Raw genomic sequence first — 22,272 nt, forward strand, 5'->3', positions numbered from 1 at the left:
CGCCGTGCCTCAAGGGCGCCTCACCGCAAGCCGGTCGACCTGCGCAGGGCCGCCTGCACCAGGCGGTCCACCAGCTCCGGGTAGCCGATCCCGCTCGCCTGCCACATCTGCGGGTACATCGAGATGGGCGTGAAGCCGGGCATGGTGTTGATCTCGTTGATCACGAACTCGCCGTCCTCGGTGAGGAAGAAGTCCGCGCGGACCAGTCCCTCGCAGGACGCCGCCTCGAAGGCGTCGACCGCCAGGCGCTGCACCTCGGCCGTCTCCTCGGGCGTCAGCGGCGCCGGGACGATGCCCGGGGTGGAGTCGATGTACTTGGCCTCGAAGTCGTAGTACGCCTGGGCCTGGGGCGGCGGGATCTCGGCGGGGGCGGAGGCCCGGGGGCCGTCCTCGAACTCCAGGACACCGCACTCGATCTCGCGGCCGCGCAGGGCCGCCTCGACGATGATCTTCGGGTCGTGGCGCTGGGCCTCGGCGATCGCCTCGTCCAGACCGGAGAGGTCGTCGACCTTGGTGATGCCGATGGACGAACCGGCGCGCGAGGGCTTCACGAACAGCGGCCACCCGTGCTCGCCGGCGAAGTCCACGATCTTCTTGCGGGCGGCGGCCTCGTCGCGTTCCCACTCGCGGGGCCTGACCACCACGTACGGGCCGACCTTGAGCCCGAAGGAGGTGAACACCCGCTTCATGTACTCCTTGTCCTGGCCGACGGCCGAGGCGAGCACACCCGAGCCCACGTACGGGACGCCGGAGAGCTCCAGGAGACCCTGCAGGGTGCCGTCCTCGCCGTACGGGCCGTGCAGCACCGGGAAGACCACGTCGACCTCGCCGAGCGCCTTCGGCACCGAACCGGGCTCGCTGTAGACGACTTCGCGGCTGGCGGGGTCGACCGGGAGGATCACGGCCCCCTCGTCGGACTCGGCGATGGCCTCCACGCTCGGCGGGCGCCGGTCGACGATGGCCATCCGCTCCGGTTCGTCCGCCGTGAGCGCCCAGCGGCCGTCCTGGGTGATGCCGATCGGCAGGACGTCGTACTTCGTCCGGTCGATGGCCTTGAGGACGGCGCCGGCGGTGACCACGGAGATCCCGTGTTCGGAGCTGCGGCCGCCGAACACGACGGCCACACGCGGCTTGCGAGGCGGCTGCTCGGGGCTCTGGGGGAGGTTCTCGGTGCTCATATCGCGTTGAGAGTACCCGTTGGTAGTGCCCGGAGACAGCGCCCCGGCCTCGCGTCGCTCAGCGTCGTTCGGGCTTGGCGCTGCGCGACATCAGCTCCTTGAGGGCGACCACCGGCGGCTTGCCCTCGTGCACGATGCCGACGACCGTCTCCGTGATCGGCATGTCGACGCCGTGCCGGCGGGCCAGATCGAGCACCGACTCGCAGGACTTGACGCCCTCGGCGGTCTGTTTGGTGACCGCGATGGTCTCCTGCAGGGTCATGCCCTTGCCGAGGTTGGTGCCGAAGGTGTGGTTGCGCGACAGCGGCGAGGAGCAGGTGGCCACCAGGTCGCCCAGGCCCGCGAGTCCGGAGAAGGTCAGCGGGTCGGCGCCGAGCGCCATCCCGAGCCGGGTGGTCTCGGCGAGGCCGCGGGTGATGAGCGAGCCCTTGGCGTTGTCGCCCAGGCCCATGCCGTCCGCGATGCCGACGGCCAGGCCGATGACGTTCTTCACGGCTCCGCCCAGTTCGCAGCCCACCACGTCCGTGTTGGTGTAGGGGCGGAAGTACGGCGTGTGGCAGGCGGCCTGGAGGCGCTGCGCGACGGCCTCGTCGGTGCAGGCGACCACGGCCGCGGCCGGCATGCGCGCGGCGATCTCGCGGGCCAGGTTGGGCCCGGTGACCACGGCGATCCGGTCCGGGCCGACCTTGGCGACGTCGTCGATGACCTCGCTCATGCGCATCGCGGAGCCCAGTTCGACGCCCTTCATCAGCGACACCAGGACCGTGTCCGGGGCGAGCAGCGGGCTCCACTCGGCGAGGTTGCCGCGCAGGGTCTGCGAGGGCACCGACAGGACCGTGAAGTCGGCGTCCGCGGCGGCTTCGGCGGGGTCCGTGGTGGCCCGCACGCGCTCCGGGAGCTCGACGCCCGGGAAGTAGTCGGGATTGGTGCGCGTGGAGTTGATCGCCTCGGCGACCTCCGGGCGACGGGCCCACAGGGTGACCTCGCAGCCCGCGTCGGCGAGCACCATCCCGAAGGCCGTACCCCACGAACCGGCGCTCAGGACCGCCGCCTTGACCGGCTTGCTCACTTGCCCAGCCCTTCCTTCCGCGCCGACTGCGACGACTGTCCCGACGATGCCGAGGGGGCCGGCTGCACCGGCCGCCCGGTCTGCTGCCCGCTGCGCTCCGTCTGCTCCTGTGTGCGGCGCCGCTGCTCGATCCGCTCCTGGCGCGGGTCGTAGGGCGTCCCGGGCGCCTTCTCCCCGCGGATCTCCTCCAGCAGGGCGGTGATGGCGGCCATGATGGCCTCGGTGGCCTCCTTCAGGAGGTCCGCGGTCATCTCCCGGTCGTAGAACCGCGTGAGGTCCACCGGCGGCCCGGCGAGCACACGGTGCGTCTTGCGGGGCAGCGGATGCGGCTTCTTCGCGTACGGCGGCAGCAGCTCGTTGCAGCCCCACTGGGCGACGGGGATCACCGGGCACTTGGTCTGCAGGGCGACGCGGGCGGCCCCGGTCTTGCCGGTCATGGGCCAGCCGTCGGGGTCGCGGGTGAGGGTGCCCTCGGGATAGAACGCGACGCATTCCCCGCGATTCACGGCGTCGATCGCGGCCCGGAAGGCGCTGAGCGCGTCCGTGCTCTCGCGGTAGACGGGGATCTGCCCGGTGCCGCGCATCGCGGCCCCGACGAATCCCTTCTTGAATAGTCCGCTCTTCGCGAGGAAACGCGGAACGCGCCCGGTGTTGTACTGGAAATGCGCGTATGCGACGGGGTCGATGTGTGAATTGTGGTTCACCACGGTGATAAATCCGCCCTCGGCCGGAATGTGCTCCATTCCACGCCAGTCCCGCCTGAGCAGAACCACCAGCGGTGGTTTGCAGATCACCGCGGCGAAGCGGTACCAGAAGCCGATTCTGCGGCGGGGCACGCGGACACCTTCCTCTAGGGCCTGAAGCCGGGGCCACGGGGGGCCGCACAAGTGTCGCCCCAGGCCGCCGGTCTGTCGAGAACACCGTACGCCCCGGCACGCCGCCCGCCGGAGGCCCAGGGTGACAATGGCCGCGACAAGAGGAGGGCGGAACACCTGTGCAGTGGACGTTGGTCGTACCCCTGAAGCCCCTGGCCCGGGCCAAGAGCAGACTCGCGGACACCGCGGACGACGGGCTGCGGCCGGACCTGGCGCTCGCCTTCGCCCAGGACACGGTGGCGGCCGCGCTGGCCTGCCCGGCGGTCCGCGATGTGGCAGTCGTCACGGACGACGCCCGGGCCGGCCGCGAGCTGGCCGCACTGGGCGCCGGGGTCGTCGCCGACGAGCCGGGCAGCGGCCTCAACGCCGCGCTCGCACACGCGGCACGGGCCGTGCGGTCCGCCCGCCCGGCGAGTGCGGTGGCCGCGCTGAACGCCGATCTGCCGGCGCTGCGCCCCGCGGAATTGTCCCGGGTACTCGACGCCGCCGCCGAATTCCCGCGCGCTTTTCTCGCGGATGCGGCCGCAATCGGCACGACCCTGCTCGCCGCCGCTCCCGGCCGGGAATTGCGCCCGGCGTTCGGCGCCGATTCACGCTCCCGGCACCGGGCGTCGGGGGCCGAGGAACTGACCCTCGCCGCCGTGGACTCGGTGCGCCAGGACGTGGACACCGGCGACGACCTGCGCAGCGCGCTGGCCCTGGGCGTCGGGCCTCATACGGCCGCGGCCGCCGCGCGGTTGCTGATCCCCGGGCAGTAGGCTGCGGCCATGCAGGCGACCGCTTACACGTACGACCCCGAGAGCCGCAGCGGGCAGGTGCTCCTGGACGACGGCACGCCGGTGCCCTTCGACGCGGCGGCGTTCGACGCGGGCGGCCTCAGGCTGCTGCGCCCGGGCCAGCGCGTCCGCATCGAGGTGGAGGGCCCCCGGGACGACTTCAGGATCACCCTGGTGACCCTGCAGACCCTCTGACCACGGAATTCTCCGACCACTCGCCGGACACACCGCGGGCCGGACTCCGTGCGGAGTCCGGCCCGGCGCGTGAGTACCCCTTCGCCCTTACTTCTTGCGGGCGGTGGTCTTCTTGGCGGTGGTCTTGCGCGCCGTCGACTTCTTGGCGGGCGCCTTCTTGGCCGTGGCCTTCTTCGCCGGTGCCTTCTTGGCGGTGGTCTTCTTCGCGGCGGCGGTCTTGGAGGCCGCGGCCGTGGTCTTGGCGGGGGCCTTCTTCGCCGTGGTCTTCTTCGCGGCGGTGGTCTTCGTGGTGGCCTTCTTCGCCGTCGTCTTCTTCGCGGCGGTCTTCTTGGCGGCGGCCGCCTTCGTGGTCGCCTTCTTCGCGGCGGCCTTCTTGACCGTCGCGCCGGCACCGCCGGTCAGGCTGCCCTTGGGCGCCTTCTTGACGGAGACCTCGCCACCCCGCGGCAGCTTCTTCGAGCCGCTGACCAGGTCCTTGAACCCCTGCCCCGCACGGAAGCGCGGAACGGAGGTCTTCTTGACCCGAACCCGCTCGCCCGTCTGCGGGTTACGGGCGTAGCGCGCCGGACGGTCGACCTTCTCGAAGGAACCGAAGCCGGTGACGGAGACCCTCTCACCTGCGACGACCGCGCGGACGATGGCGTCCAGCACATGGTCGACAGCGTCGGCGGCCTGCTGGCGGCCGCCCATCTTGTCGGCAATCGCTTCTACGAGCTGCGCCTTGTTCACGTCTTCCCCTTCGGAGACATCGCCAGAACGAAAGTGTTCAAGCTTTTCGCACGTTAGGCAGATATATACCGCAAATCAAACACGAAACGGGCTTATCACCCTTGTGCCGCAGCGAACTCGGCGGTGCTGTCGGGTTCAGCGTTCCTCGCCGGGGAGACGCCCCTCGTCAAGATCCGTCGTGAACCGTTCCAGCCGCCTTGCCGCGTCGGCGAGATCGTGCTTGGCCGCGGCCGTAATGACCAGCAGCTTCCGGGTCAGCGCCATCCGTACGCCCTCCGGGACTTGCAGTGCGCGCACTCTTGTGTGCGCTTCCTTGAGTTGGTCCGCGACTGCCGCATAGAGCTCGAGTTGGCCGTCGTGTTCCATGCACAGATTGTGCCATCTGGGGCGAGTTGTCGCCTGCGCAGGGGACAACTGCCGCCTCAAACGGTCGTCCGGGCACACTCGGAAGTCACGGCTGTACCAGTCGCGTACCCCGGCAACCACCGGCATAACGTGGGAAGTTGACTGCGACCTCGGGGGTCGGCAGGGCCGTTCGGGTGCAGACACGGCTGTACCCCCGATCGGGCCGATCGGGGGTACAGAGGGGGTGTTGCGGTGGCCGAAAGTCGCCTTGTCCGAAGGCGGCGGGCCGTGCTCCGGATCAGACCGGGAGCGTCCGCGGCTTGTACGAGGGGCGCTTCGCCTCGTAGGCGGCGATGTCGGCCTCGTTCTGCAGGGTGATCGAGATGTCGTCGAGGCCGTTCAGCAGCCGCCAGCGGGAGTTCTCGTCCAGCTCGAAGGAGGCGGTGATGCCCTCGGCGCGCACCTCGCGGGCGACCAGGTCGACGGTGATCTCCGTCTGCGGGTCCTTCTCGGTGAGCTCCCACAGCGCGTCCACGGTCTTCTGCTCCAGAACGACCGTGAGCAGGCCGTTCTTGAGCGAGTTGCCGCGGAAGATGTCGGCGAAGCGGGAGGAGATCACGGCCTTGAAGCCGTAGTTCTGCAGCGCCCAGACGGCGTGCTCGCGGGAGGAGCCGGTGCCGAAGTCGGGGCCGGCGACCAGGACGGTCGCGCCCTGCCGCTCGGGCTGGTTGAGCACGAAGGACGCGTCCTTGCGCCAGGCCTCGAACAGCCCGTCCTCGAACCCGTCGCGCGTGACCTTCTTGAGCCAGTGGGCGGGGATGATCTGGTCGGTGTCGACGTTGCTGCGGCGCAGCGGGACGGCCCGGCCGGTGTGGGTGGTGAATGCTTCCATGACTGATCAGACTCCAGCGGGCGTGGGGACGTCGGCGTCGGCCAGGTCGGCCGGGGAGGCCAGGTGGCCCAGGACGGCGGTGGCGGCCGCGACCTGCGGCGACACCAGGTGCGTACGGCCGCCCTTGCCCTGCCGCCCCTCGAAGTTGCGGTTGGAGGTGGACGCGGAGCGCTCCCCCGGGGCCAGCTGGTCCGGGTTCATGCCCAGGCACATCGAGCAGCCCGCGTGCCGCCACTCGGCGCCGGCCTCCTTGAAGACGACGTCGAGGCCCTCGGAGACGGCCTGCAGACCGACCCGCGCGGAGCCCGGGACGACCAGCATCCGTACCCCGTCGGCGACTTTGCGGCCCTTGAGCAGCTCGGCGGCCGCGCGCAGGTCCTCGATGCGGCCGTTGGTGCAGGAGCCTACGAAGACGGTGTCCACCTTGATGGAGCGCAGCGGCTGCCCGGCCTGCAACCCCATGTACTCCAGGGCCCTTTCGGCGGCGTGGCGCTCCGATGCGTCTTCGTACGAGGCGGGGTCGGGGACGGACGCCGAAAGCGGTGCGCCCTGGCCCGGGTTGGTGCCCCAGGTGACGAACGGCGACAGTTCGGCGGCCTCGATGACGACCTCGGCGTCGAACTCGGCGTCCTCGTCCGTCCTCAGCGTCTTCCAGTACGCGACGGCGGCGTCCCAGTCCTCGCCCTCGGGGGCGTGCGGACGGCCCTTGAGGTACGCGAACGTCGTCTCGTCCGGGGCGATCATGCCCGCGCGGGCACCGGCCTCGATCGACATGTTGCAGATGGTCATGCGGGCCTCCATCGAGAGCTTCTCGATGGCCTCGCCGCGGTACTCCAGGACGTAGCCCTGGCCGCCGCCCGTGCCGATCCTCGCGATGATCGCGAGGATCAGGTCCTTGGCGGTGACGCCCTCGGGCAGCTCGCCGTTGACCGTGATCGCCATGGTCTTGGGGCGGGCCATCGGCAGCGTCTGGGTGGCCAGCACGTGCTCCACCTGGGAGGTGCCGATGCCGAACGCCAGCGCGCCGAAGGCGCCGTGGGTGGAGGTGTGGGAGTCGCCGCAGACGACGGTGGTGCCGGGCTGGGTCAGGCCCAGCTGCGGGCCGACGACGTGCACGACGCCCTGCTCGACGTCGCCCAGCGGGTGCAGGCGCACGCCGAAGTCCGCGGCGTTCTTGCGCAGCGTCTCCAGCTGGATCCGCGACACCGGGTCGGCGATGGGCTTGTCGATGTCGAGGGTGGGGGTGTTGTGGTCCTCGGTGGCGATGGTGAGGTCGAGGCGCCGCACGGTGCGGCCGCTCTTGCGGAGACCGTCGAAGGCCTGCGGGCTGGTCACCTCGTGCAGCAGGTGCAGATCGATGAAGAGAAGGTCGGGCTCGCCCTCCGCCCGCCGGACGACGTGGTCGTCCCAGACTTTCTCCGCGAGTGTCCTACCCATCGCTGTTCCCTCCGGCCGACGGCGTTCCGCCGGCCCAACTAGAGATCTTGAGAGGCGGTGCCCGTTCCCCTGATTCCGGGCACACACCACCAGGCCCTTACGTCACGGGCCGTTGTGACTTCGTGATTCCAGGGTGGCGGGTTCCACGGAAATTTGAACTTGCGTTTCACAGAGTGAGACGCGAGTATCGTTGCATGGACAACAGTAGCGGCGTCGGCGTTCTGGACAAGGCGGCCCTCGTCCTGAGCGCTCTGGAGTCCGGTCCGGCCACCCTCGCGGGCCTGGTCGGCGCCACCGGACTGGCACGACCCACGGCCCACCGCCTGGCCGTGGCATTGGAACACCACCGCATGGTGGCGCGCGACATGCAGGGCCGTTTCATTCTGGGCCCCCGCCTCGCGGAGCTGGCCGCGGCGGCGGGTGAGGACCGTCTCCTCGCCACGGCCGGCCCGGTGCTCACGCATCTGCGGGACGTCACGGGCGAGAGCGCGCAGCTGTATCGCCGGCAGGGCGACATGCGCATCTGTGTCGCCGCCGCGGAGCGGCTGTCCGGACTGCGGGACACGGTCCCGGTCGGTTCGACGCTCACGATGAAGGCCGGCTCCTCGGCGCAGATCCTGCTGGCCTGGGAGGAGCCGGAGCGGCTGCACCGCGGTCTGCAGGGGGCGCGCTTCACGGCGACGGCGCTGTCGGGTGTGCGGCGGCGCGGCTGGGCCCAGTCGATCGGCGAGCGGGAACCGGGCGTCGCGTCGGTCTCGGCGCCGGTACGGGGGCCGTCGAACCGGGTGGTGGCGGCGGTGTCGGTGTCCGGGCCGATCGAGCGGCTGACGCGGCACCCGGGGCGGATGCACGCGCAGGCTGTGATCGATGCGGCGGGGCGGCTGTCCGAGGCGCTGCGGCGCGGCTGAGCGATGCGGGGAGGGCCGGCCTCAACGCCGCGGCAGGCCTTCCCCGACCGATCGCCGCAGCAGGAAGTGTTTCGCCGTCGGCCGCGGGCCCGCGGTGGCTGATCGCGCAGTTCCCCGCGCCCCCTCGGGGCGCACACGAAAAGGCCCTCCACCGAAGTGGAGGGCCTTTCCTTACGTACCCCCGACCGGATTCGAACCGGCGCTACCGCCTTGAGAGGGCGGCGTGCTAGGCCGCTACACAACGGGGGCCTGGACACTGCGTTTCCGCAGGTCCGAGCTGGTCTACCTGGACTCGAACCAAGACTAACTGAACCAGAATCAGTCGTGCTGCCAATTACACCATAGACCAATGTGGTTTAGACCAGTCAGTACCCCCGACCGGATTCGAACCGGCGCTACCGCCTTGAGAGGGCGGCGTGCTAGGCCGCTACACAACGGGGGCCCTAGCAGTCCCGAACGATCGTGGATCTTCGGGACCAGTACCCCCGACCGGATTCGAACCGGCGCTACTGCCTTGAGAGGGCAGCGTGCTAGGCCGCTACACAACGGGGGCTTGCGGATCGGAATCCGCTGGCGCAGATGAGCTCTGCGAGCTGGCCTACCTGGACTCGAACCAAGACTAACTGAACCAGAATCAGTCGTGCTGCCAATTACACCATAGGCCACTGGAACGCAAGCCCCTGAGGGGATCTTGTTCTAGCAGTGCGCCTAGGGTTCCTGCCTTCCGGCCCGCTCCCCGCGGCGCAGGAAGAACATTACCTGAAGGTGGACGGGGCTCCAAAACGAGTATCCGCGCCGAGCAGAGAGGGCAGTTCGGCGAGGGAGGCGATGCGGTGCGGGCCGACGGGCGGCTCGACGGTGGCGTACGGGCCGCCCCGGTCGATCCACACCGACAGCAGCCCGGCGTCGGCGGCGCCCCGCCCGTCGATCTCCGGGTGGTCGCCGACGTAGGCCACCTGGTGCGGCGGCAGGTCCAGCGCCTCGCAGGCCGCGAGGAACGCCTCGGCCGCGGGCTTGGAGACGCCCAGCTCGGCCGCGCACAGGATGGTCTCGAAGCGGTCGTGGACGCCGAGGAGGCGCAGCTTGCGGTCCTGGACGTGGAGGCTGGAGTTGGAGAGCACCGCGTGCCGGTGGCTGGCGGTGAGGGCGTCCAGGACGGGCAGGACGTCCGGGAAGAGCTCCCAGACCGCCTCGTAGTGGGCGACGTACCGCAGGAACCAGGCGTCGCCCTCGGCGTCGGTGAGGTCCTGCTCCACGAACATCCGCACCCGGTCGCGCCGCTGGTCCTCGAAGGTGGCCTCGCCGGCCGCGAAGCGCGCCCACTGCAGGTCGGTGATCTCGCGCCAGCGGGCGAGGGCCTGCTCGGCGGTGCCGTGGCCGTCGAGCAGGCCCTCCGCCGTGAGGTGGGCGTGCATGCCGAGGCGGTCGGCGGTGGTGTAGTCGAAGAGGGTGTCGTCGACGTCCCAGACCACGGCGTGGATGCTCATGCTCCGACCGTACCCACCGCGCCGCGCCCTCAGCCCGCCGACGGACGTCCTGCCGTCTGGCACGTGTGCACCGAGGAGATCCAGCCTCCGTGGGGCGGAACGGAGTTGGCCGGGAGGGTGAGCACCGGGTGGCGGCCGGGCGGACACGGCGAGGGCGGCGCCCGGTGCGGGCGCCGCCCTCGTCATGTCCTGCGCCGTGCCGCGTCTACGCGGTCAGCTTCGCCAGCGCCGCGTCGATGCGGGCCAGCGTCGTCTCCTTGCCCAGGACCTCCAGGGACTCGAAGAGCGGCAGGCCGACCGTGCGGCCGGTGACGGCGACCCGGACGGGGGCCTGCGCCTTGCCGAGCTTGAGGCCGTGCGCCTCGCCGGCGGCCAGGACGGCCTCCTTCAGCGACTCGGCGGAGGTCCAGTCGGCCGCCTCCAGCTTCTCCCGGGCGGTGCGCAGCAGGGCGTCCGAGCCCTCCTTCATGGCCTTGTTCCAGGAGGCCTCGTCCTCGGCCGGCTCCGGCAGGAACAGGAAGTCGACGTTGTCGGTGATCTCGGAGAGCACCTTCAGGCGGGTCTGCGCGTGCGGGGCGACGGCCTGCCACTTCGCCTCGTCGAAGGCCTCCGGCGCCCAGGGGGCGAACGGCGCCTGGAGCCACGGGCGGCAGCGCTCCGTGAAGTCCTTCACGTCCAGCATGCGGATGTGGTCGCCGTTGATGGCCTCGCACTTCTTGAGATCGAAGCGGGCCGGGTTCGGGTTCACGTCGGAGATGTCGAACGCGGCGACCATCTCGTCGATCGTGAAGACGTCCTGGTCGGCCGAGAGGGACCAGCCGAGCAGCGAGAGGTAGTTGAGCAGGCCCTCGGGGAGGAAGCCGCGCTCCCGGTAGAGGTTGAGGGAGGACTGCGGGTCGCGCTTGGAGAGCTTCTTGTTGCCCTCGCCCATCACGTACGGCAGGTGGCCGAAGGACGGGATCTCCTTGGCGATGCCCAGCTCGATCAGCGCCTTGTACAGGGCGATCTGGCGGGGGGTGGAGGAGAGCAGGTCCTCGCCGCGCAGGACGTGGGTGATCTCCATCAGGGCGTCGTCGACCGGGTTGACCAGCGTGTACAGCGGGGCTCCGTTGGCGCGGACGATGCCGTAGTCCGGGACGTTCTCCGGGGTGAAGGTCAGCTCGCCGCGGACCAGGTCGGTGAAGGTGATCGTCTCGTCGGGCATGCGGAAGCGGACGATCGGCTCGCGGCCCTGGGCCCGGTACTCCTCGACCTGGGCGGCGCTCAGCTCACGGCAGTGGCCGTCGTAGCCGGAGGGCTTGCCGGCGGCGCGGGCGGCCTCGCGGCGGGTGTCCAGCTCGTCCTGGGAGCAGTAGCAGTGGTAGGCGTGGCCGGCGTCGAGCAGCTTGGCGGCGACGTCCTTGTAGAGGTCCATGCGCTGCGACTGGCGGTACGGCGCGTGCGGGCCGCCGACCTCGGGACCCTCGTCCCAGTCGAAGCCGAGCCAGCGCATCGAGTCGAGCAGCTGGGTGTACGACTCCTCGGAGTCGCGCGCCGCGTCGGTGTCCTCGATGCGGAATACGAATTGAGCACCGCTGCCCTGGTGGTGCTTGGCGAACGCCCAGTTGAACAGGGCGGTGCGCACCAGGCCCACGTGGGGGTTACCGGTGGGCGACGGGCAGAAACGGACGCGTACGGGGGAGCCGGGTGCGCTAGCCACGCTTGACAACCTTGTTGGTGAGAGTGCCGATGCCTTCGATGGTGACGGCGACCTCGTCGCCGACGTTGAGGGGGCCGACCCCAGCCGGGGTGCCCGTGAGGATCACGTCGCCGGGCAGCAGCGTCATGGCCTCGGAGATGTTGACGATCAGGTCCTCGACGGAGTGGGTCATCTCGCTGGTGCGGCCGAGCTGGCGCTGCTGGCCGTTGACCGTGAGCTGGATGGTGAGGTCGGCCGGGTCCAGGTCCGTCTCCACCCAGGGGCCCAGCGGGCAGGAGGTGTCGAAGCCCTTGGCGCGGGCCCACTGCTTCTCGCGCTTCTGGACGTCACGGGCGGTGATGTCGTTGGCGCAGGTGTAGCCGAGGATCACCTCCTTCACGCGCTCGCGCGGGACCTCGCGGCACATGCGGCCGATGACCACGGCCAGCTCGGCCTCGTGGTGCACCTCGGAGGAGAAGGACGGGTACTGGATCTCGTCGCCGGGGCCGATCACCGAGGTGGAGGGCTTGAAGAAGGCGAAGGGCGCCTCGGGGACCTCGTTGCCCAGTTCCCTGGCGTGCTCGGCGTAGTTGCGGCCGAAGGCCACGACCTTGTTGGGGAGCACCGGCGGCAGCAGCCGGACCTTGCCGAGGGGCACCTTGGTGCCGGAGAGCTCGAAGTCCGCGAACGGGATGCCCTTGATGATGTCCAGGACGAGCTCGTCCTGCTTCTCGCCCTCGATGGCGCCGAAGGCGACGTTCCCGTCGATGGAGAATCTGGCGATGCGCACGGGATGCTTGGCCCCTTGACTGAAGCGGCTGGAGTCTGACGCTCCAGGCTAACGCGGGGAGGGGTCCCCGCAGCGCGCACGGCGAAGGGGCGCCCCCGTCCGTGGGAGCGCCCCTGGAAATCCGTCGCCCGCCGCCGTGAGCATCCGGCGGCCGGTACGCGTACTACCCGGTGTCATTCCGCGGCCGCGGCGGCCGCGACCGGGGGGTCCATGAGGACGGTGCGCTTGGGGTTGGCGGTCTGGGTGGGAAGTTCGACGCGGTGCTCCGGCTGTTCCGGCGTCTGCAGTTCGTCGGCGTCGTCCAGGTGCGCCAGCGTCGTGCGTCGCGGGTTGGCGATCTTGTGGAACATCGTCGTCGTCTTCACTGTTTACTTGACCCTGTCCTGTCACGGGCGCCGGGAGGGTGCGGGACCCCCACGGGGGCGCGGGTTGTCGGTTTTGCCTTCTCTGTAAAGCGTCAGGCTAAACATGGGATTCCCGGCTCTTTCGCTGAGGAGCCGCCTTCGGCGTGTGAGTTTGCTCACGAAGTAGAGGGCAATTCCGGCAATCCGGACGCACCCCGCAGACCGACGAAGCGGACATTGACCCCCTGAAGCGCTTATTCCGCTCCTGATCATGGCGACTGGGACACCGGACCGCACTCGGCAAGTCGCGTGCATATGCCCGAAATGGGCGAACTCGCTTTCTACGGCGGGTGATTCGCCACTCACGTGGTGTCACCTATGTCACGGCCTGGCCTACGAGCCTTGTTGGAGATCCTGTGCTGTGCTGGAATGCCACGGACCGCCGCGGGATCGAGCCGGCGCACAGGGGGCGCACAGACGCGCCGAGTGGCGGCCAGAAGGGGGAGCCAGCGCCGGTCACTCACGACCACCACGGGGGCGTTTTCAGGGCGTCCCCAGAACGCCGACACCGTGCCCCGCCGTCCAACCGACGGGGTGCCTGGTCCAGAGGTTGCGACGCTAGTGCAGGGACGTTTCAAGAGGGATGGCAACGCTTCGGCGGAGCCGGAGCCGCACGGCGGGACTGGCCCCATGAATGGCGGCCCCTCGCCCCAGCACGCCCAGAACCCGGGCCCGGCGGGCGACGGCGGTGAGCGCCCCGGGCGCCCCGGTGCGTCGGCCTCCTCCGGACCCGCGAGCCCGCCCGCCCCGGCGCTGAAGCCGCCGACGGGCCCGACCGGCCCCGGCCCGCGAATAGCCCTGCGGAACTGGCGCATCTCCACCCGACTGGTGTCGCTGCTCGCCCTCCCCGTGGTCGCGGCGACCTCGCTGGGTGCCCTGCGTATCGACCAGTCCATGGACGACATCCAGCAGCTCGACAACATGAAGCTGCTGACGGACATGACCAAGCAGGCCACCGAGCTGTCCGCCGCCCTCCAGGAGGAGCGCGACCAGTCGGCGGGCCCGCTCGCGCACGGCGGCAAGGCGACCGACTTCGCGGTCAAGGGACTTCGCGAGAAGACCGACCGGGCCAGGAAGAACTTCCTCGACAGCTCCGAGGAGATCGACAGCGCCAGCAAGGACGGCAACCTCAGTGGCGTCCGCGAGTACCTCATCCAGATCGCCACCGAGCTCGGCGACCTGGAGCAGATCCGCAAGAACGCCTACGCGGACGAGGACAACTCCACGCAGACGATCGAGGCGTACCACCGTCTGATCGAGAACCTGATCGCCCTTTCCCAGGACATGGCCGAGGCGACCAGCAACCCGGACATGATCCAGCGCACCCGTGCGCTGGCCGCGTTCTCCTCCGCCAAGGAGTACTCCTCGATCCAGCGCGCGGCCCTCGCCGCGGCGCTGCCCGCCAGCAACACCACCACCGGCAAGCTCTCCCCGAACGACCGGCTCTACGCCCAGTCGGCCTCGGAGAGCCAGAAGTCCGAGATCCGCAGCTTCAAGAGCATCTACGGCGAGGACGCCGCCGCCGAGCTGCTGAAGCCGATCGAGGACGGCGGCAACTCCACCATCAAGGCGACCGACACCTACGCGGGTCGCGCCCTGGTCTCCGCGAGCGGTCTCGCCCAGCAGGACAAGCGGTCCTACCGCGACTGGCTGGACGACAGCTCCACCAAGATCCAGCAGATGAAGAACATCGAGCACACCCTGCTCGAGGAGATGGAGCAGAAGGCCCGCGAGCTGCGCAGCGCCACCGAGCGCGACGCGATCATCTCCGGTGCGCTGATCCTCCTCGTGCTCGGTGTCTCGCTGGTCGGCGCCTTCGTCGTGGCCCGCTCGATGATCCGCTCGCTGCGCCGCCTGGAGGAGACGGCCACCAAGGTCGCCTCCGACCGTCTGCCGGAGCTGGTCAAGCAGCTGTCCGAGTCCGACCCGCAGGACGTCGACACGTCCGTGGAGTCGGTCGGTGTGCACTCCCGGGACGAGATCGGTCGGGTGGCCGCGGCCTTCGACGACGTGCACCGCGAGGCGGTCCGCCTCGCCGCCGAGCAGGCCCTGCTGCGGGGCAACGTCAACGCGATGTTCACCAACCTCTCGCGCCGCTCCCAGGGCCTCATCCAGCGTCAGCTGTCGCTCATCTCCGAACTGGAGTCCCGCGAGGCCGACCCGGACCAGCTCTCCTCGCTGTTCAAGCTCGACCACCTCGCCACGCGCATGCGCCGTAACGGTGAGAACCTCCTCGTCCTCGCCGGTGAGGAGCCCGGCCGCCGCTGGACCCGCCCGGTCCCGCTGGTCGACGTGCTCCGCGCCGCCGCCTCCGAGGTGGAGCAGTACGAGCGCATCGAGCTGGCCTCCGTGCCGACGACCGAGGTCGCCGGCCGCGTGGTCAACGACCTCGTGCACCTGCTCGCCGAGCTGCTGGAGAACGCCACCTCGTTCTCCTCGCCGCAGACCAAGGTCAAGGTCACCGGTCACGCCCTGCCCGACGGCCGGGTGCTGATCGAGATCCACGACACCGGCATCGGCCTCTCCCCCGAGGACCTCGCGGCGATCAACGAGCGGCTCGCCTCTCCCCCCACGGTGGACGTCTCCGTCTCCCGCCGCATGGGTCTGTTCGTGGTCGGCCGCCTGTCCCAGCGGCACGGCATCCGCATCCAGCTCCGCCCGTCCGACTCCGGTGGTACGACCGCGCTGGTCATGCTGCCCGTCGACGTCGCCCAGGGCGGCAAGAAGCCCCAGCCCAAGCAGGGCGGTCAGCCGCCGGTCGGCGGTGGCGGTCCGGCCGCCGCGCAGGCGGCCGCCGGTGCGGCCGCGGCCCGGCGGGCCGCCGCCGGTCAGAGCGGTGGCGCCCTCGGGGCCGGTGCGTCCGGCGCGTTCGGCGGCGGCGGGGGCCGGCTCGGTGCCGGCCAGGGCCCGCGGGCCGCACTGCCCGGCCGGGACGGCGACGCCGGCCGTCCGGCAGGTCCGGGCGGAGCGCGCGGGCCGCAGGGTCAGGGCAACTCGATGTTCGAGCAGGGTTCGCCCGCGCAGGGCCGTCCCGCTCCCGCGGGTGCCGGGTTCGGCCAGGCGCCCGGCGCACCGCAGGGTCTGCAGGCCGCGGGCACCGAGGCGCCGCAGGGCCGGGAGGGCCGCGGTGGCCGGGGCCGGCAGCAGGGCCGCCACGCCGAGCAGGGCAAGGGCCGCCGGCAGCAGCCGCAGCTGCCGCCGCGCGGCGGTCCGCGGGCCGAGCTGCCCGGCGGTGACGCGCAGCAGCAGCGCGTGCCGAGCTGGAGCGACGAGAACGCCCAGCCCCCGGTACCGCGCGCCCCGATGGACTCCCCGCGCGGGCACGAGGAGCAGGACGTCTCCCGCACCTCCGCCCTGCCGCGCGTCGACGACCGCCAGGGCCCCGGCTCGACGGCGGAGCTGCCGGCCGTGCCGTCGGCCGACTTCGGCGCTCCCCGGCACAGCAGCGGGTCGCAGGACCAGAACCAGTTCGTCCGCCCGGACGTCTTCGGCACCGGATCGGGCCGCCGAGACCCCGCGTCCACGAGCGGTCAGTTCCCGGCCCCGCAGGGCTACGACAACGGCGCGACGGGCCAGTTCCCGGCGCCGCGCCAGGACAGCGGCTCGGCCGGGCACTACGCCGGCCCGGGCCAGGACGGCAACGCGACGGGCCAGTTCCCCGCGCCGCGCCAGGACGGCGGCTCCACCGGTCAGTACCCCGCGCCGCGCCGGGACAACGGCTCCGGCCGCCCGGGGCTTCCGGGCCCGGCCACTCCGGCCGACCCGGCGGGCACCGGCCAGTTCGAGCGGCAGCAGGTCAACGGCGGGTACAACGGGTCCGACTTCGGCGCCCCGCGTCTGCCGGCCCCGCAGCCCCGGCAGGAGCCCGAGGCGCTGCCGCCGGCGACCGGCCCGGGCGACGGGCGTACGCCGCTGTACGACACGCTCGAGACCAACTGGTTCCACGGACAGCAGGGCCAGCAGGAGCAGCAGCCGCAGAACAACGGCTCGGCTCCGGCCCCGCAGCAGCCGCAGGGACCCACCGGTCCCCAGCGGTCCGCGTCCGCGAACTGGCGCACCTCGCCCAACGACGACCTCGTCCGCCAGGCCGAGCGCGTCCGCCAGCCCGCCGCGGGTGGTGTCACCACCTCCGGTCTGCCGCGCCGGGTGCCCAGGGCGAACCTCGTCCCGGGCACGGCGCAGCAGCAAACCCACCAGAGCGGTCCGCAGGTCTCACGCGCCCCCGATGACGTGCGCGGCCGGCTGACCAATCTCCGTCGGGGAATCGCACAGGGTCGTCAGGCCGGGTCCACCCAGACCGGCAGCCACCCACGGCCCACTCACCAGCAGGAGCGTTAGTTGAGCCCGATGAGCCAGGCGGCACAGAACCTCAACTGGTTGATCACCAACTTCGTGGACAACACCCCCGGGGTGTCCCACACCGTCGTCGTCTCCGCCGACGGTCTCCTCCTGGCGATGTCGGAGGGCTTCCCGCGCGATCGCGCGGACCAGCTCGCGGCCGTCGCCTCGGGCCTGACGTCGCTGACGGCGGGCGCCTCCCGGATCTTCGAGGGCGGCGAGGTGGCGCAGACGGTCGTGGAGATGGAGAGGGGATTCCTCTTCCTCATGTCCGTCTCGGACGGCTCGTCCCTGGCCGTGCTCGCGCACCCCGAGTGCGACATCGGCCTCGTCGGCTACGAGATGGCTCTCCTGGTCGACCGCGCGGGCGCGGTACTCACCCCCGACCTGCGAGCCGAACTCCAAGGCAGTCTGCTCCACTGATCCCCCCCGGCACCACCCGTCTCACCACATCACCGTCCGGCCGCCACATACCCCACACAGGCCTGGTCAGACGGCATGACTGACCGACTCAGTGTCCCGCCCGGAGGACCCATGACCCCGCCCACCGCCTCTCATGATCCGTACGCGGAGCCGTACGAGGACGAGGGCGACCAGCCGCTGGTACGGCCGTACGCCATGACCGGCGGCCGGACCCGGCCGCGCTATCAGCTCGCCATCGAGGCACTGATCAGTACGACGGCGGACCCCGCCGCGCTCATGGGACTGCTCCCGGAGCACCAGCGCATCTGCCACCTCTGCCGCGAGGTGAAGTCGGTGGCCGAGGTCTCGGCGCTGCTCAACATGCCGCTGGGCGTGGCCCGGATCCTGGTCGCGGACCTGGCGGAGGCCGGTCTCGTCGCGATCCACCAGCCGGGCGGCGACGAGGCAACCGGTGCGCCGGACGTGACACTGCTCGAAAGGGTGCTCAGTGGACTTCGCAAGCTCTGACGCGGGTCGTTCCACCACCTCCGCGAAGATCGTGGTGGCGGGCGGCTTCGGCGTGGGCAAGACCACGTTCGTCGGCGCCGTCTCGGAGATCAACCCGCTGCGCACCGAGGCCGTGATGACCTCGGCGAGCGCGGGGATCGACGACCTGACCCACACCGGGGACAAGACCACCACCACGGTGGCCATGGACTTCGGCCGTATCACCCTGGACCAGGACCTGATCCTGTACCTCTTCGGTACGCCCGGTCAGGACCGCTTCTGGTTCATGTGGGACGACCTGGTGCGCGGCGCCATCGGCGCGGTGGTCCTGGTGGACACCCGGCGCCTGGCCGACTGCTTCCCGGCCGTGGACTACTTCGAGAACAGCGGCCTGCCGTTCGTCATCGCCCTCAACGGCTTCGACGGGCAGCAGCCCTACTCCCCCGACGAGGTGCGCGAGGCGCTCCAGATCGGGCCGGACACCCCCATCATCACCACGGACGCCCGGCATCGCGCCGATGCGAAGAGTGCCCTGATCACGCTGGTCGAGCACGCGCTGATGGCACGCCTGAGGTAGCACCCAAATCTGAGGCACCATACGGAAGTTGTCGTAGATACACCGGAGCCGGCTGTGTCCTTTGACACGGTCGGCCAAGGTGTTCATAACGTTTCGGCAGAGGAATCGAGTGGTGCGGCCACGCGTCGCGCACATCCGGTCTCGCTGCGCGCACAATCGCCCCGCCTTTTGGCGGGGCTCGCTCTTTATGACCGTTTTATCTGGGGCTCAAGAGACTCTGAAAGCCCGCCCCCGACTGTTTGGAAGAGCGCAGGTCGTCGTGCTGGAATGCCTGAACTGCCCAATAGTCAATGACGTACGCGTGCGTCGATGGCCTGGTTGGGCTCTGAGACACTGCGGCACAACGTTGGTGCCGACCGCCGAGAGGTTGTTGGTCGAGTGAGGCGAAGCAAGAACAGTCCCGAGCCGTCGGCCCGGGGCAACTTCACCCCGCCGCCGCGCACAGCGGCGCCCGCCCCCGTGCCCGGTTCGGAGCCGACGGCCGCGCCCGCGAAGAGCGGTGGCCGCCTCTCCCCGCGCAACTGGCGCGTGGCGACCAGGCTGAACGCGATCCTGCTCATACCCGTGCTGGTCGGCCTCGTCATGGGCGGCTTCCAGGTGAAGAGCTCGATCGACACCTGGCAGGAGGCCGAGGACGCGGAGAACACCGCGCGTCTGGTGCAGGCCTCCCTCACCTACGCCAACGCCCTCTACAACGAGCGGGACCTCACCGCGACCCCGCTGCTGCAGGGCAAGGGCGCGAACGACCCGACCGTCGTCAAGGCCCGCGCCGCGACCGACAAGGCCGCCGACGGCTTCGACGACGCAGCCCAGAGCATGCCGGACAAGCCGGGCCTGGAGCGCCGCCTTGGCCTGTTCCGCGAGGCCGAGCCGAAGCTGAGCAAGCTGCGCGCCGCCGCCTACACCTCCCAGCTCAAGGGCGTCCAGACCCAGGAGGGCTACGTCGACGTGGCCCACCCGCTGATGGAGTTCGCCAACGAACTCGGTCTGGGCACGGGCAACATCACCAGCTACGGGCGGACGGTCTACGCGATCTCGCTGACGAAGGCGGCGCTCTCCCTGGAGCGCTCCATCGGTATGCACATGCTGGTCAAGCCGGGCCCCACGCCCAGCCAGCTCGCCAGCCAGCGCGTCGCGCTCTCCTCCTACGCCTACCTCGAGCGCATCGCCATCGAGGAGTACAAGGGCGGTGGCACCGAGGCCGACGCGGCCAAGCTGGAGCAGACCGCCCAGGACATCAAGGCCAAGGGCGCGGACCTGGCCAAGGAGGCCAAGCAGAGGGACCCCGACTACGTCCCGCCGCCCGCCAAGGTGGAGACGATGATCGGGGAGGTCGCCCGCCTCGACACCACCGACCCGGCCGCCCGCGCCGCACTCGCCGCCAAGGGCATCACCCCCGCCAACTGGTGGGCCGTGAACACCCTCAAGTTCGACGGCTACCGCCAGATCGAGTCCGACCTCGCCGACACCGCGGTGACCGAGGCCGCGCAGATCGCCGACGACGCCCAGCGTGACGCCTACATCACGGGTGCCACCGTCGTCGTCGCACTGCTCCTGGCGTTCATCCTGGCCGGCGCGGTCGCCCGCCAGATGAGCCGCTCGATGCGCCAGCTGCGCAACGCCGCCTTCGGCATCGCCGAGCAGCGCCTGCCGATGCTGGTCGACCAGCTCTCGCGCACCGACCCCGGCCGTGTCGACACCCGTGTCCAGGCCATCCCGATCACCACCACGGACGAGATCGGCGAGGTCGCCCGCGCCTTCGACCAGGTCCACCGCGAGGCCGTCCGGCTCGCCGCCGAGCAGGCCCTGCTGCGGGGCAACATCAACGCGATCTTCACCAACCTCTCGCGCCGCAACCAGTCGCTGATCGAGGGCCAGCTGACCCTGATCACCGACCTGGAGAACAACGAGGCCGACCCGGACCAGCTGGAGAACCTCTTCAAGCTGGACCACCTCGCGACCCGTATGCGCCGCAACGGCGAGAACCTCCTCGTCCTCGCCGGCGAGGAGCCCGGCCGCCGCTGGGACCAGCCGGTGCCGCTGGTCGACGTGCTGCGCGCCGCCTCCTCCGAGGTGGAGCAGTACGAGCGCATCGAGCTGTCGGGCGTGCCGGAGGCCGAGATCCACGGCCGGGCCGTGACCGACCTCGTGCACCTGCTCGCCGAGCTGCTGGAGAACGCCACGACGTTCTCCTCCCCGCAGACCAAGGTCCGGGTGACCGCGACCCGGCTGCCCGACGGCCGCGTGATGATCGAGATCCACGACAAGGGCATCGGCCTGACCGCCGAGGACTTCGCGGACATCAACCACAAGCTGGCCAACCCGCCGACCGTGGACGCCGCGATCTCCCAGCGCATGGGCCTGTTCGTGGTCGGCCGGCTGTCCGACCGGCACGGCATCCGCGTCCAGCTGCGCCCCTCGGGCGAGCAGGCGGGCACCACCTCGCTGGTCATGCTGCCGGACGCGATCACCCACGGCGGTGGCGGCGAGCAGCACGTGGACCGCGACGAGTTCACGGTCTCGCAGATCATCCCGGAGCAGAACTTCGGCGGTGAGAACTTCGGCCAGCCGATGCGCACGGCGGCCGAGCTCGGCTTCGACGACAGCCGTTACTCGGACGTCCCCGACGACATACGCGAGCTGGACCCCGTCGGCCGCTCCCTGATGCGCGAGGAGCGCAGGGCGGCCCTGGAGTCCCAGAACGACCAGCAGCCCGCCCTGCCCGGGCGGGACGGCTCCCGGGAGCAGTCCGACCCCTCCGGCTACGCCGACGAGTACCACGCGCAGCAGGGCTACGACGCCGGCCGGTCCTACGACACCGGCCAGAGCGGCTACCCGGAGCAGCAGCCCTCGGCGTACGACCGCCAGGCTCCGTACGAGGAGCAGCAGGCGCCGTACGAGGAGCAGCGGCAGACGGCGTACGACGAGCCGCAGCGGCCGGCGTACGAGGAGCAGTACTACGCGCCGAACGGCGGCCTGCCGCAGAACGACACCTTCTCGTCGAACGGCGGCTACCCGGATCCCTCCTATGCGGAGCCGGCCCAGGAGCAGTCCTCGGGTCAGGGCGCGGGTGCGGCGGAGAACTTCCCGGCGTTCGAGCAGCGGCGCTACCAGGACGACTGGCCGCAGCAGGACGGCTACCGCAACGGCTACCCGAACCAGTACCCTTCTCAGGCCCCGGAAACGGAATCTGCGCAGGCCGCTGACGCGGGTGAGCAGGACCGCGTAGGCTTCGACCGTCCGGAAACGGCCCCCTCCTCCGCCCACGCGCTGACGGACGCCGGGCTTCCCCGCCGCGGATCCACCGCGGGCGGTGCGAACGGCTCCGGCGAACGGCACGCGAGCCAGCAGCCGCCGGCCTCCTCACCGGAGAGCAACGGCGACGGCGACTGGCGCTCGGCGAACGACGAGCGCTGGCAGCAGGCCTCGCAGCTGAGGAAGCCCAAGGCGGGCGGGGTCACCTCCTCCGGCCTGCCGAGGCGGGTACCCAAGGCCAACCTGATCGAGGGTGCCGCCGAAAGCACCCCCCAGGGAGGCCCACAGGTCTCCCGCGCCCCGGAGGACGTCCGGGGCAGGCTGAGCAACCTGCGCCGGGGCGTCCAACGCGGACGCAGCGCAGGCAGTGAAACGAACGGCCAGGGCTTCGGTCCTGACAGCACCTACAACCAGGAGCGTTAGTGTGAGC

Annotated in this window: 19 protein-coding genes and 5 tRNA genes; 8 read left to right on the forward strand and 16 right to left on the reverse strand. The window is 70.7% G+C overall.

The annotated features are described in order from the left end of the window. Positions 1 to 20 precede the first annotated feature (20 nt). Genes ABZY20_RS19270 through ABZY20_RS19280 form a run of 3 tightly spaced genes read right to left on the reverse strand, consistent with a single transcriptional unit; the run spans position 21 to position 3,083 of the window. Complete coding sequence (locus ABZY20_RS19270) at positions 21 to 1,178, reverse strand: D-alanine--D-alanine ligase family protein (RefSeq protein ID WP_356442720.1); 1,158 nt, start codon at positions 1,176 to 1,178, stop codon at positions 21 to 23. 58 nt (positions 1,179 to 1,236) lie between these two features. Further along, positions 1,237 to 2,247, reverse strand: a complete 1,011-nt coding sequence (locus ABZY20_RS19275; protein ID WP_356442721.1) for an NAD(P)H-dependent glycerol-3-phosphate dehydrogenase — start codon at positions 2,245 to 2,247, stop codon at positions 1,237 to 1,239. Continuing rightward, positions 2,244 to 3,083 (reverse strand): lysophospholipid acyltransferase family protein, encoded by an 840-nt coding sequence (locus tag ABZY20_RS19280; protein WP_356442722.1) that lies wholly within the window; start codon positions 3,081 to 3,083, stop codon positions 2,244 to 2,246. Before ABZY20_RS19280 ends, ABZY20_RS19275 begins: the two co-directional genes overlap by 4 nt. Positions 3,084 to 3,241: 158 nt before the next feature. Here ABZY20_RS19280 and cofC point away from each other — a divergent pair, with 158 nt between their 5' ends. Together cofC and ABZY20_RS19290 are read left to right on the forward strand one after the other, a co-directional pair. Continuing rightward, entirely contained in the window at positions 3,242 to 3,880 is a 639-nt protein-coding gene (cofC, locus tag ABZY20_RS19285) for a 2-phospho-L-lactate guanylyltransferase (RefSeq protein ID WP_356442723.1), read from the forward strand. Positions 3,881 to 3,889: 9 nt separating this feature from the next. Next, positions 3,890 to 4,093 (forward strand): hypothetical protein, encoded by a 204-nt coding sequence (locus tag ABZY20_RS19290; RefSeq protein ID WP_356442724.1) that lies wholly within the window; start codon positions 3,890 to 3,892, stop codon positions 4,091 to 4,093. An 87-nt stretch (positions 4,094 to 4,180) separates the two neighbouring features. Here ABZY20_RS19290 and ABZY20_RS19295 read toward each other — a convergent pair whose 3' ends face one another. The 4 genes from ABZY20_RS19295 to leuC form a co-directional block, all read right to left on the reverse strand. Further along, positions 4,181 to 4,822, reverse strand: coding sequence for an HU family DNA-binding protein (locus ABZY20_RS19295; RefSeq protein ID WP_356442725.1), 642 nt, complete (start codon positions 4,820 to 4,822; stop codon positions 4,181 to 4,183). A 135-nt stretch (positions 4,823 to 4,957) separates the two neighbouring features. Further along, complete coding sequence (locus tag ABZY20_RS19300; RefSeq protein ID WP_356442726.1) at positions 4,958 to 5,188, reverse strand: hypothetical protein; 231 nt, start codon at positions 5,186 to 5,188, stop codon at positions 4,958 to 4,960. 277 nt (positions 5,189 to 5,465) lie between these two features. Further along, positions 5,466 to 6,059 carry a 3-isopropylmalate dehydratase small subunit gene (gene leuD, locus ABZY20_RS19305; protein WP_356442727.1) on the reverse strand — a complete coding sequence of 198 codons (594 nt, stop codon included), beginning with the start codon at positions 6,057 to 6,059 and terminating at the stop codon, positions 5,466 to 5,468. Between the two features lie 6 nt (positions 6,060 to 6,065). After that, positions 6,066 to 7,496: a 3-isopropylmalate dehydratase large subunit gene (gene leuC, locus ABZY20_RS19310; RefSeq protein ID WP_356442728.1), complete on the reverse strand. Its 1,431-nt coding sequence runs from the start codon at positions 7,494 to 7,496 to the stop codon at positions 6,066 to 6,068. 194 nt (positions 7,497 to 7,690) lie between these two features. Between leuC and ndgR the strand changes: the two genes are divergently transcribed. Beyond that, a complete protein-coding gene (gene ndgR, locus ABZY20_RS19315) occupies positions 7,691 to 8,404 on the forward strand; it encodes an IclR family transcriptional regulator NdgR (protein WP_094055732.1) in 714 nt (237 codons plus the stop codon). Positions 8,405 to 8,580: 176 nt separating this feature from the next. On the opposite strand, the gene ABZY20_RS19320 is transcribed toward ndgR, so the two are convergent. The 9 genes from ABZY20_RS19320 to ABZY20_RS19360 form a co-directional block, all read right to left on the reverse strand. Continuing rightward, positions 8,581 to 8,653: transfer RNA gene (locus ABZY20_RS19320), tRNA-Glu, on the reverse strand. Positions 8,654 to 8,681: 28 nt separating this feature from the next. Continuing rightward, positions 8,682 to 8,753, reverse strand: a tRNA-Gln gene (locus ABZY20_RS19325). A 20-nt stretch (positions 8,754 to 8,773) separates the two neighbouring features. After that, positions 8,774 to 8,846, reverse strand: a tRNA-Glu gene (locus ABZY20_RS19330). A gap of 38 nt (positions 8,847 to 8,884) precedes the next feature. Further along, positions 8,885 to 8,957, reverse strand: a tRNA-Glu gene (locus ABZY20_RS19335). A 40-nt stretch (positions 8,958 to 8,997) separates the two neighbouring features. Then, positions 8,998 to 9,069: transfer RNA gene (locus ABZY20_RS19340), tRNA-Gln, on the reverse strand. Positions 9,070 to 9,159: 90 nt separating this feature from the next. Further along, the gene (locus tag ABZY20_RS19345) at positions 9,160 to 9,891 is read right to left on the reverse strand and encodes an HAD family hydrolase (RefSeq protein WP_356442729.1); all 732 of its coding nucleotides are present in this window, start codon (positions 9,889 to 9,891) and stop codon (positions 9,160 to 9,162) included. Positions 9,892 to 10,096: 205 nt separating this feature from the next. Continuing rightward, positions 10,097 to 11,590, reverse strand: coding sequence for a glutamate--tRNA ligase (gene gltX / locus ABZY20_RS19350; protein WP_356442730.1), 1,494 nt, complete (start codon positions 11,588 to 11,590; stop codon positions 10,097 to 10,099). Further along, a complete protein-coding gene (locus tag ABZY20_RS19355; RefSeq protein ID WP_356442731.1) occupies positions 11,583 to 12,359 on the reverse strand; it encodes a fumarylacetoacetate hydrolase family protein in 777 nt (258 codons plus the stop codon). The genes gltX and ABZY20_RS19355 overlap by 8 nt, the downstream gene beginning before the upstream one ends. A gap of 173 nt (positions 12,360 to 12,532) precedes the next feature. Then, on the reverse strand, positions 12,533 to 12,724 hold the full coding sequence (locus ABZY20_RS19360; protein WP_356442786.1) for a hypothetical protein: 192 nt from the start codon (positions 12,722 to 12,724) through the stop codon (positions 12,533 to 12,535). A gap of 600 nt (positions 12,725 to 13,324) precedes the next feature. Between ABZY20_RS19360 and ABZY20_RS19365 the strand changes: the two genes are divergently transcribed. From ABZY20_RS19365 to ABZY20_RS19385, 5 genes are all read left to right on the forward strand, one after another. Beyond that, entirely contained in the window at positions 13,325 to 17,101 is a 3,777-nt protein-coding gene (locus ABZY20_RS19365) for a nitrate- and nitrite sensing domain-containing protein (RefSeq protein ID WP_356442732.1), read from the forward strand. Positions 17,102 to 17,110: 9 nt separating this feature from the next. Then, positions 17,111 to 17,524 carry a roadblock/LC7 domain-containing protein gene (locus tag ABZY20_RS19370; RefSeq protein ID WP_030851929.1) on the forward strand — a complete coding sequence of 138 codons (414 nt, stop codon included), beginning with the start codon at positions 17,111 to 17,113 and terminating at the stop codon, positions 17,522 to 17,524. A gap of 111 nt (positions 17,525 to 17,635) precedes the next feature. Further along, the gene (locus ABZY20_RS19375; RefSeq protein ID WP_031121441.1) at positions 17,636 to 18,031 is read left to right on the forward strand and encodes a DUF742 domain-containing protein; all 396 of its coding nucleotides are present in this window, start codon (positions 17,636 to 17,638) and stop codon (positions 18,029 to 18,031) included. Next, positions 18,012 to 18,587 (forward strand): ATP/GTP-binding protein, encoded by a 576-nt coding sequence (locus tag ABZY20_RS19380; RefSeq protein WP_356442733.1) that lies wholly within the window; start codon positions 18,012 to 18,014, stop codon positions 18,585 to 18,587. Before ABZY20_RS19375 ends, ABZY20_RS19380 begins: the two co-directional genes overlap by 20 nt. A gap of 378 nt (positions 18,588 to 18,965) precedes the next feature. Beyond that, complete coding sequence (locus ABZY20_RS19385; RefSeq protein ID WP_356442734.1) at positions 18,966 to 22,265, forward strand: nitrate- and nitrite sensing domain-containing protein; 3,300 nt, start codon at positions 18,966 to 18,968, stop codon at positions 22,263 to 22,265. Positions 22,266 to 22,272 lie beyond the last annotated feature (7 nt).

The sequence above is a fragment of the Streptomyces sp. NPDC006624 genome (assembly GCF_040611555.1).
In the GTDB taxonomy this organism is placed as follows: Bacteria; Actinomycetota; Actinomycetes; order Streptomycetales; family Streptomycetaceae; genus Streptomyces.

What these genes read in the sequence shown, in the direction of transcription:
- ABZY20_RS19270 (WP_356442720.1), bottom strand. Translation starts at nt 1,178, where the DNA reads ATGAGCACCGAGAACCTCCCCCAGAGCCCCGAGCAGCCGCCTCGCAAG.
- ABZY20_RS19290 (WP_356442724.1), top strand. Translation starts at nt 3,890, where the DNA reads ATGCAGGCGACCGCTTACACGTACGACCCCGAGAGCCGCAGCGGGCAG.
- ABZY20_RS19300 (WP_356442726.1), bottom strand. Translation starts at nt 5,188, where the DNA reads ATGGAACACGACGGCCAACTCGAGCTCTATGCGGCAGTCGCGGACCAA.
- leuD (WP_356442727.1), bottom strand. Translation starts at nt 6,059, where the DNA reads ATGGAAGCATTCACCACCCACACCGGCCGGGCCGTCCCGCTGCGCCGC.
- leuC (WP_356442728.1), bottom strand. Translation starts at nt 7,496, where the DNA reads ATGGGTAGGACACTCGCGGAGAAAGTCTGGGACGACCACGTCGTCCGG.
- ndgR (WP_094055732.1), top strand. Translation starts at nt 7,691, where the DNA reads ATGGACAACAGTAGCGGCGTCGGCGTTCTGGACAAGGCGGCCCTCGTC.
- ABZY20_RS19345 (WP_356442729.1), bottom strand. Translation starts at nt 9,891, where the DNA reads ATGAGCATCCACGCCGTGGTCTGGGACGTCGACGACACCCTCTTCGAC.
- ABZY20_RS19370 (WP_030851929.1), top strand. Translation starts at nt 17,111, where the DNA reads ATGAGCCAGGCGGCACAGAACCTCAACTGGTTGATCACCAACTTCGTG.
- ABZY20_RS19375 (WP_031121441.1), top strand. Translation starts at nt 17,636, where the DNA reads ATGACCCCGCCCACCGCCTCTCATGATCCGTACGCGGAGCCGTACGAG.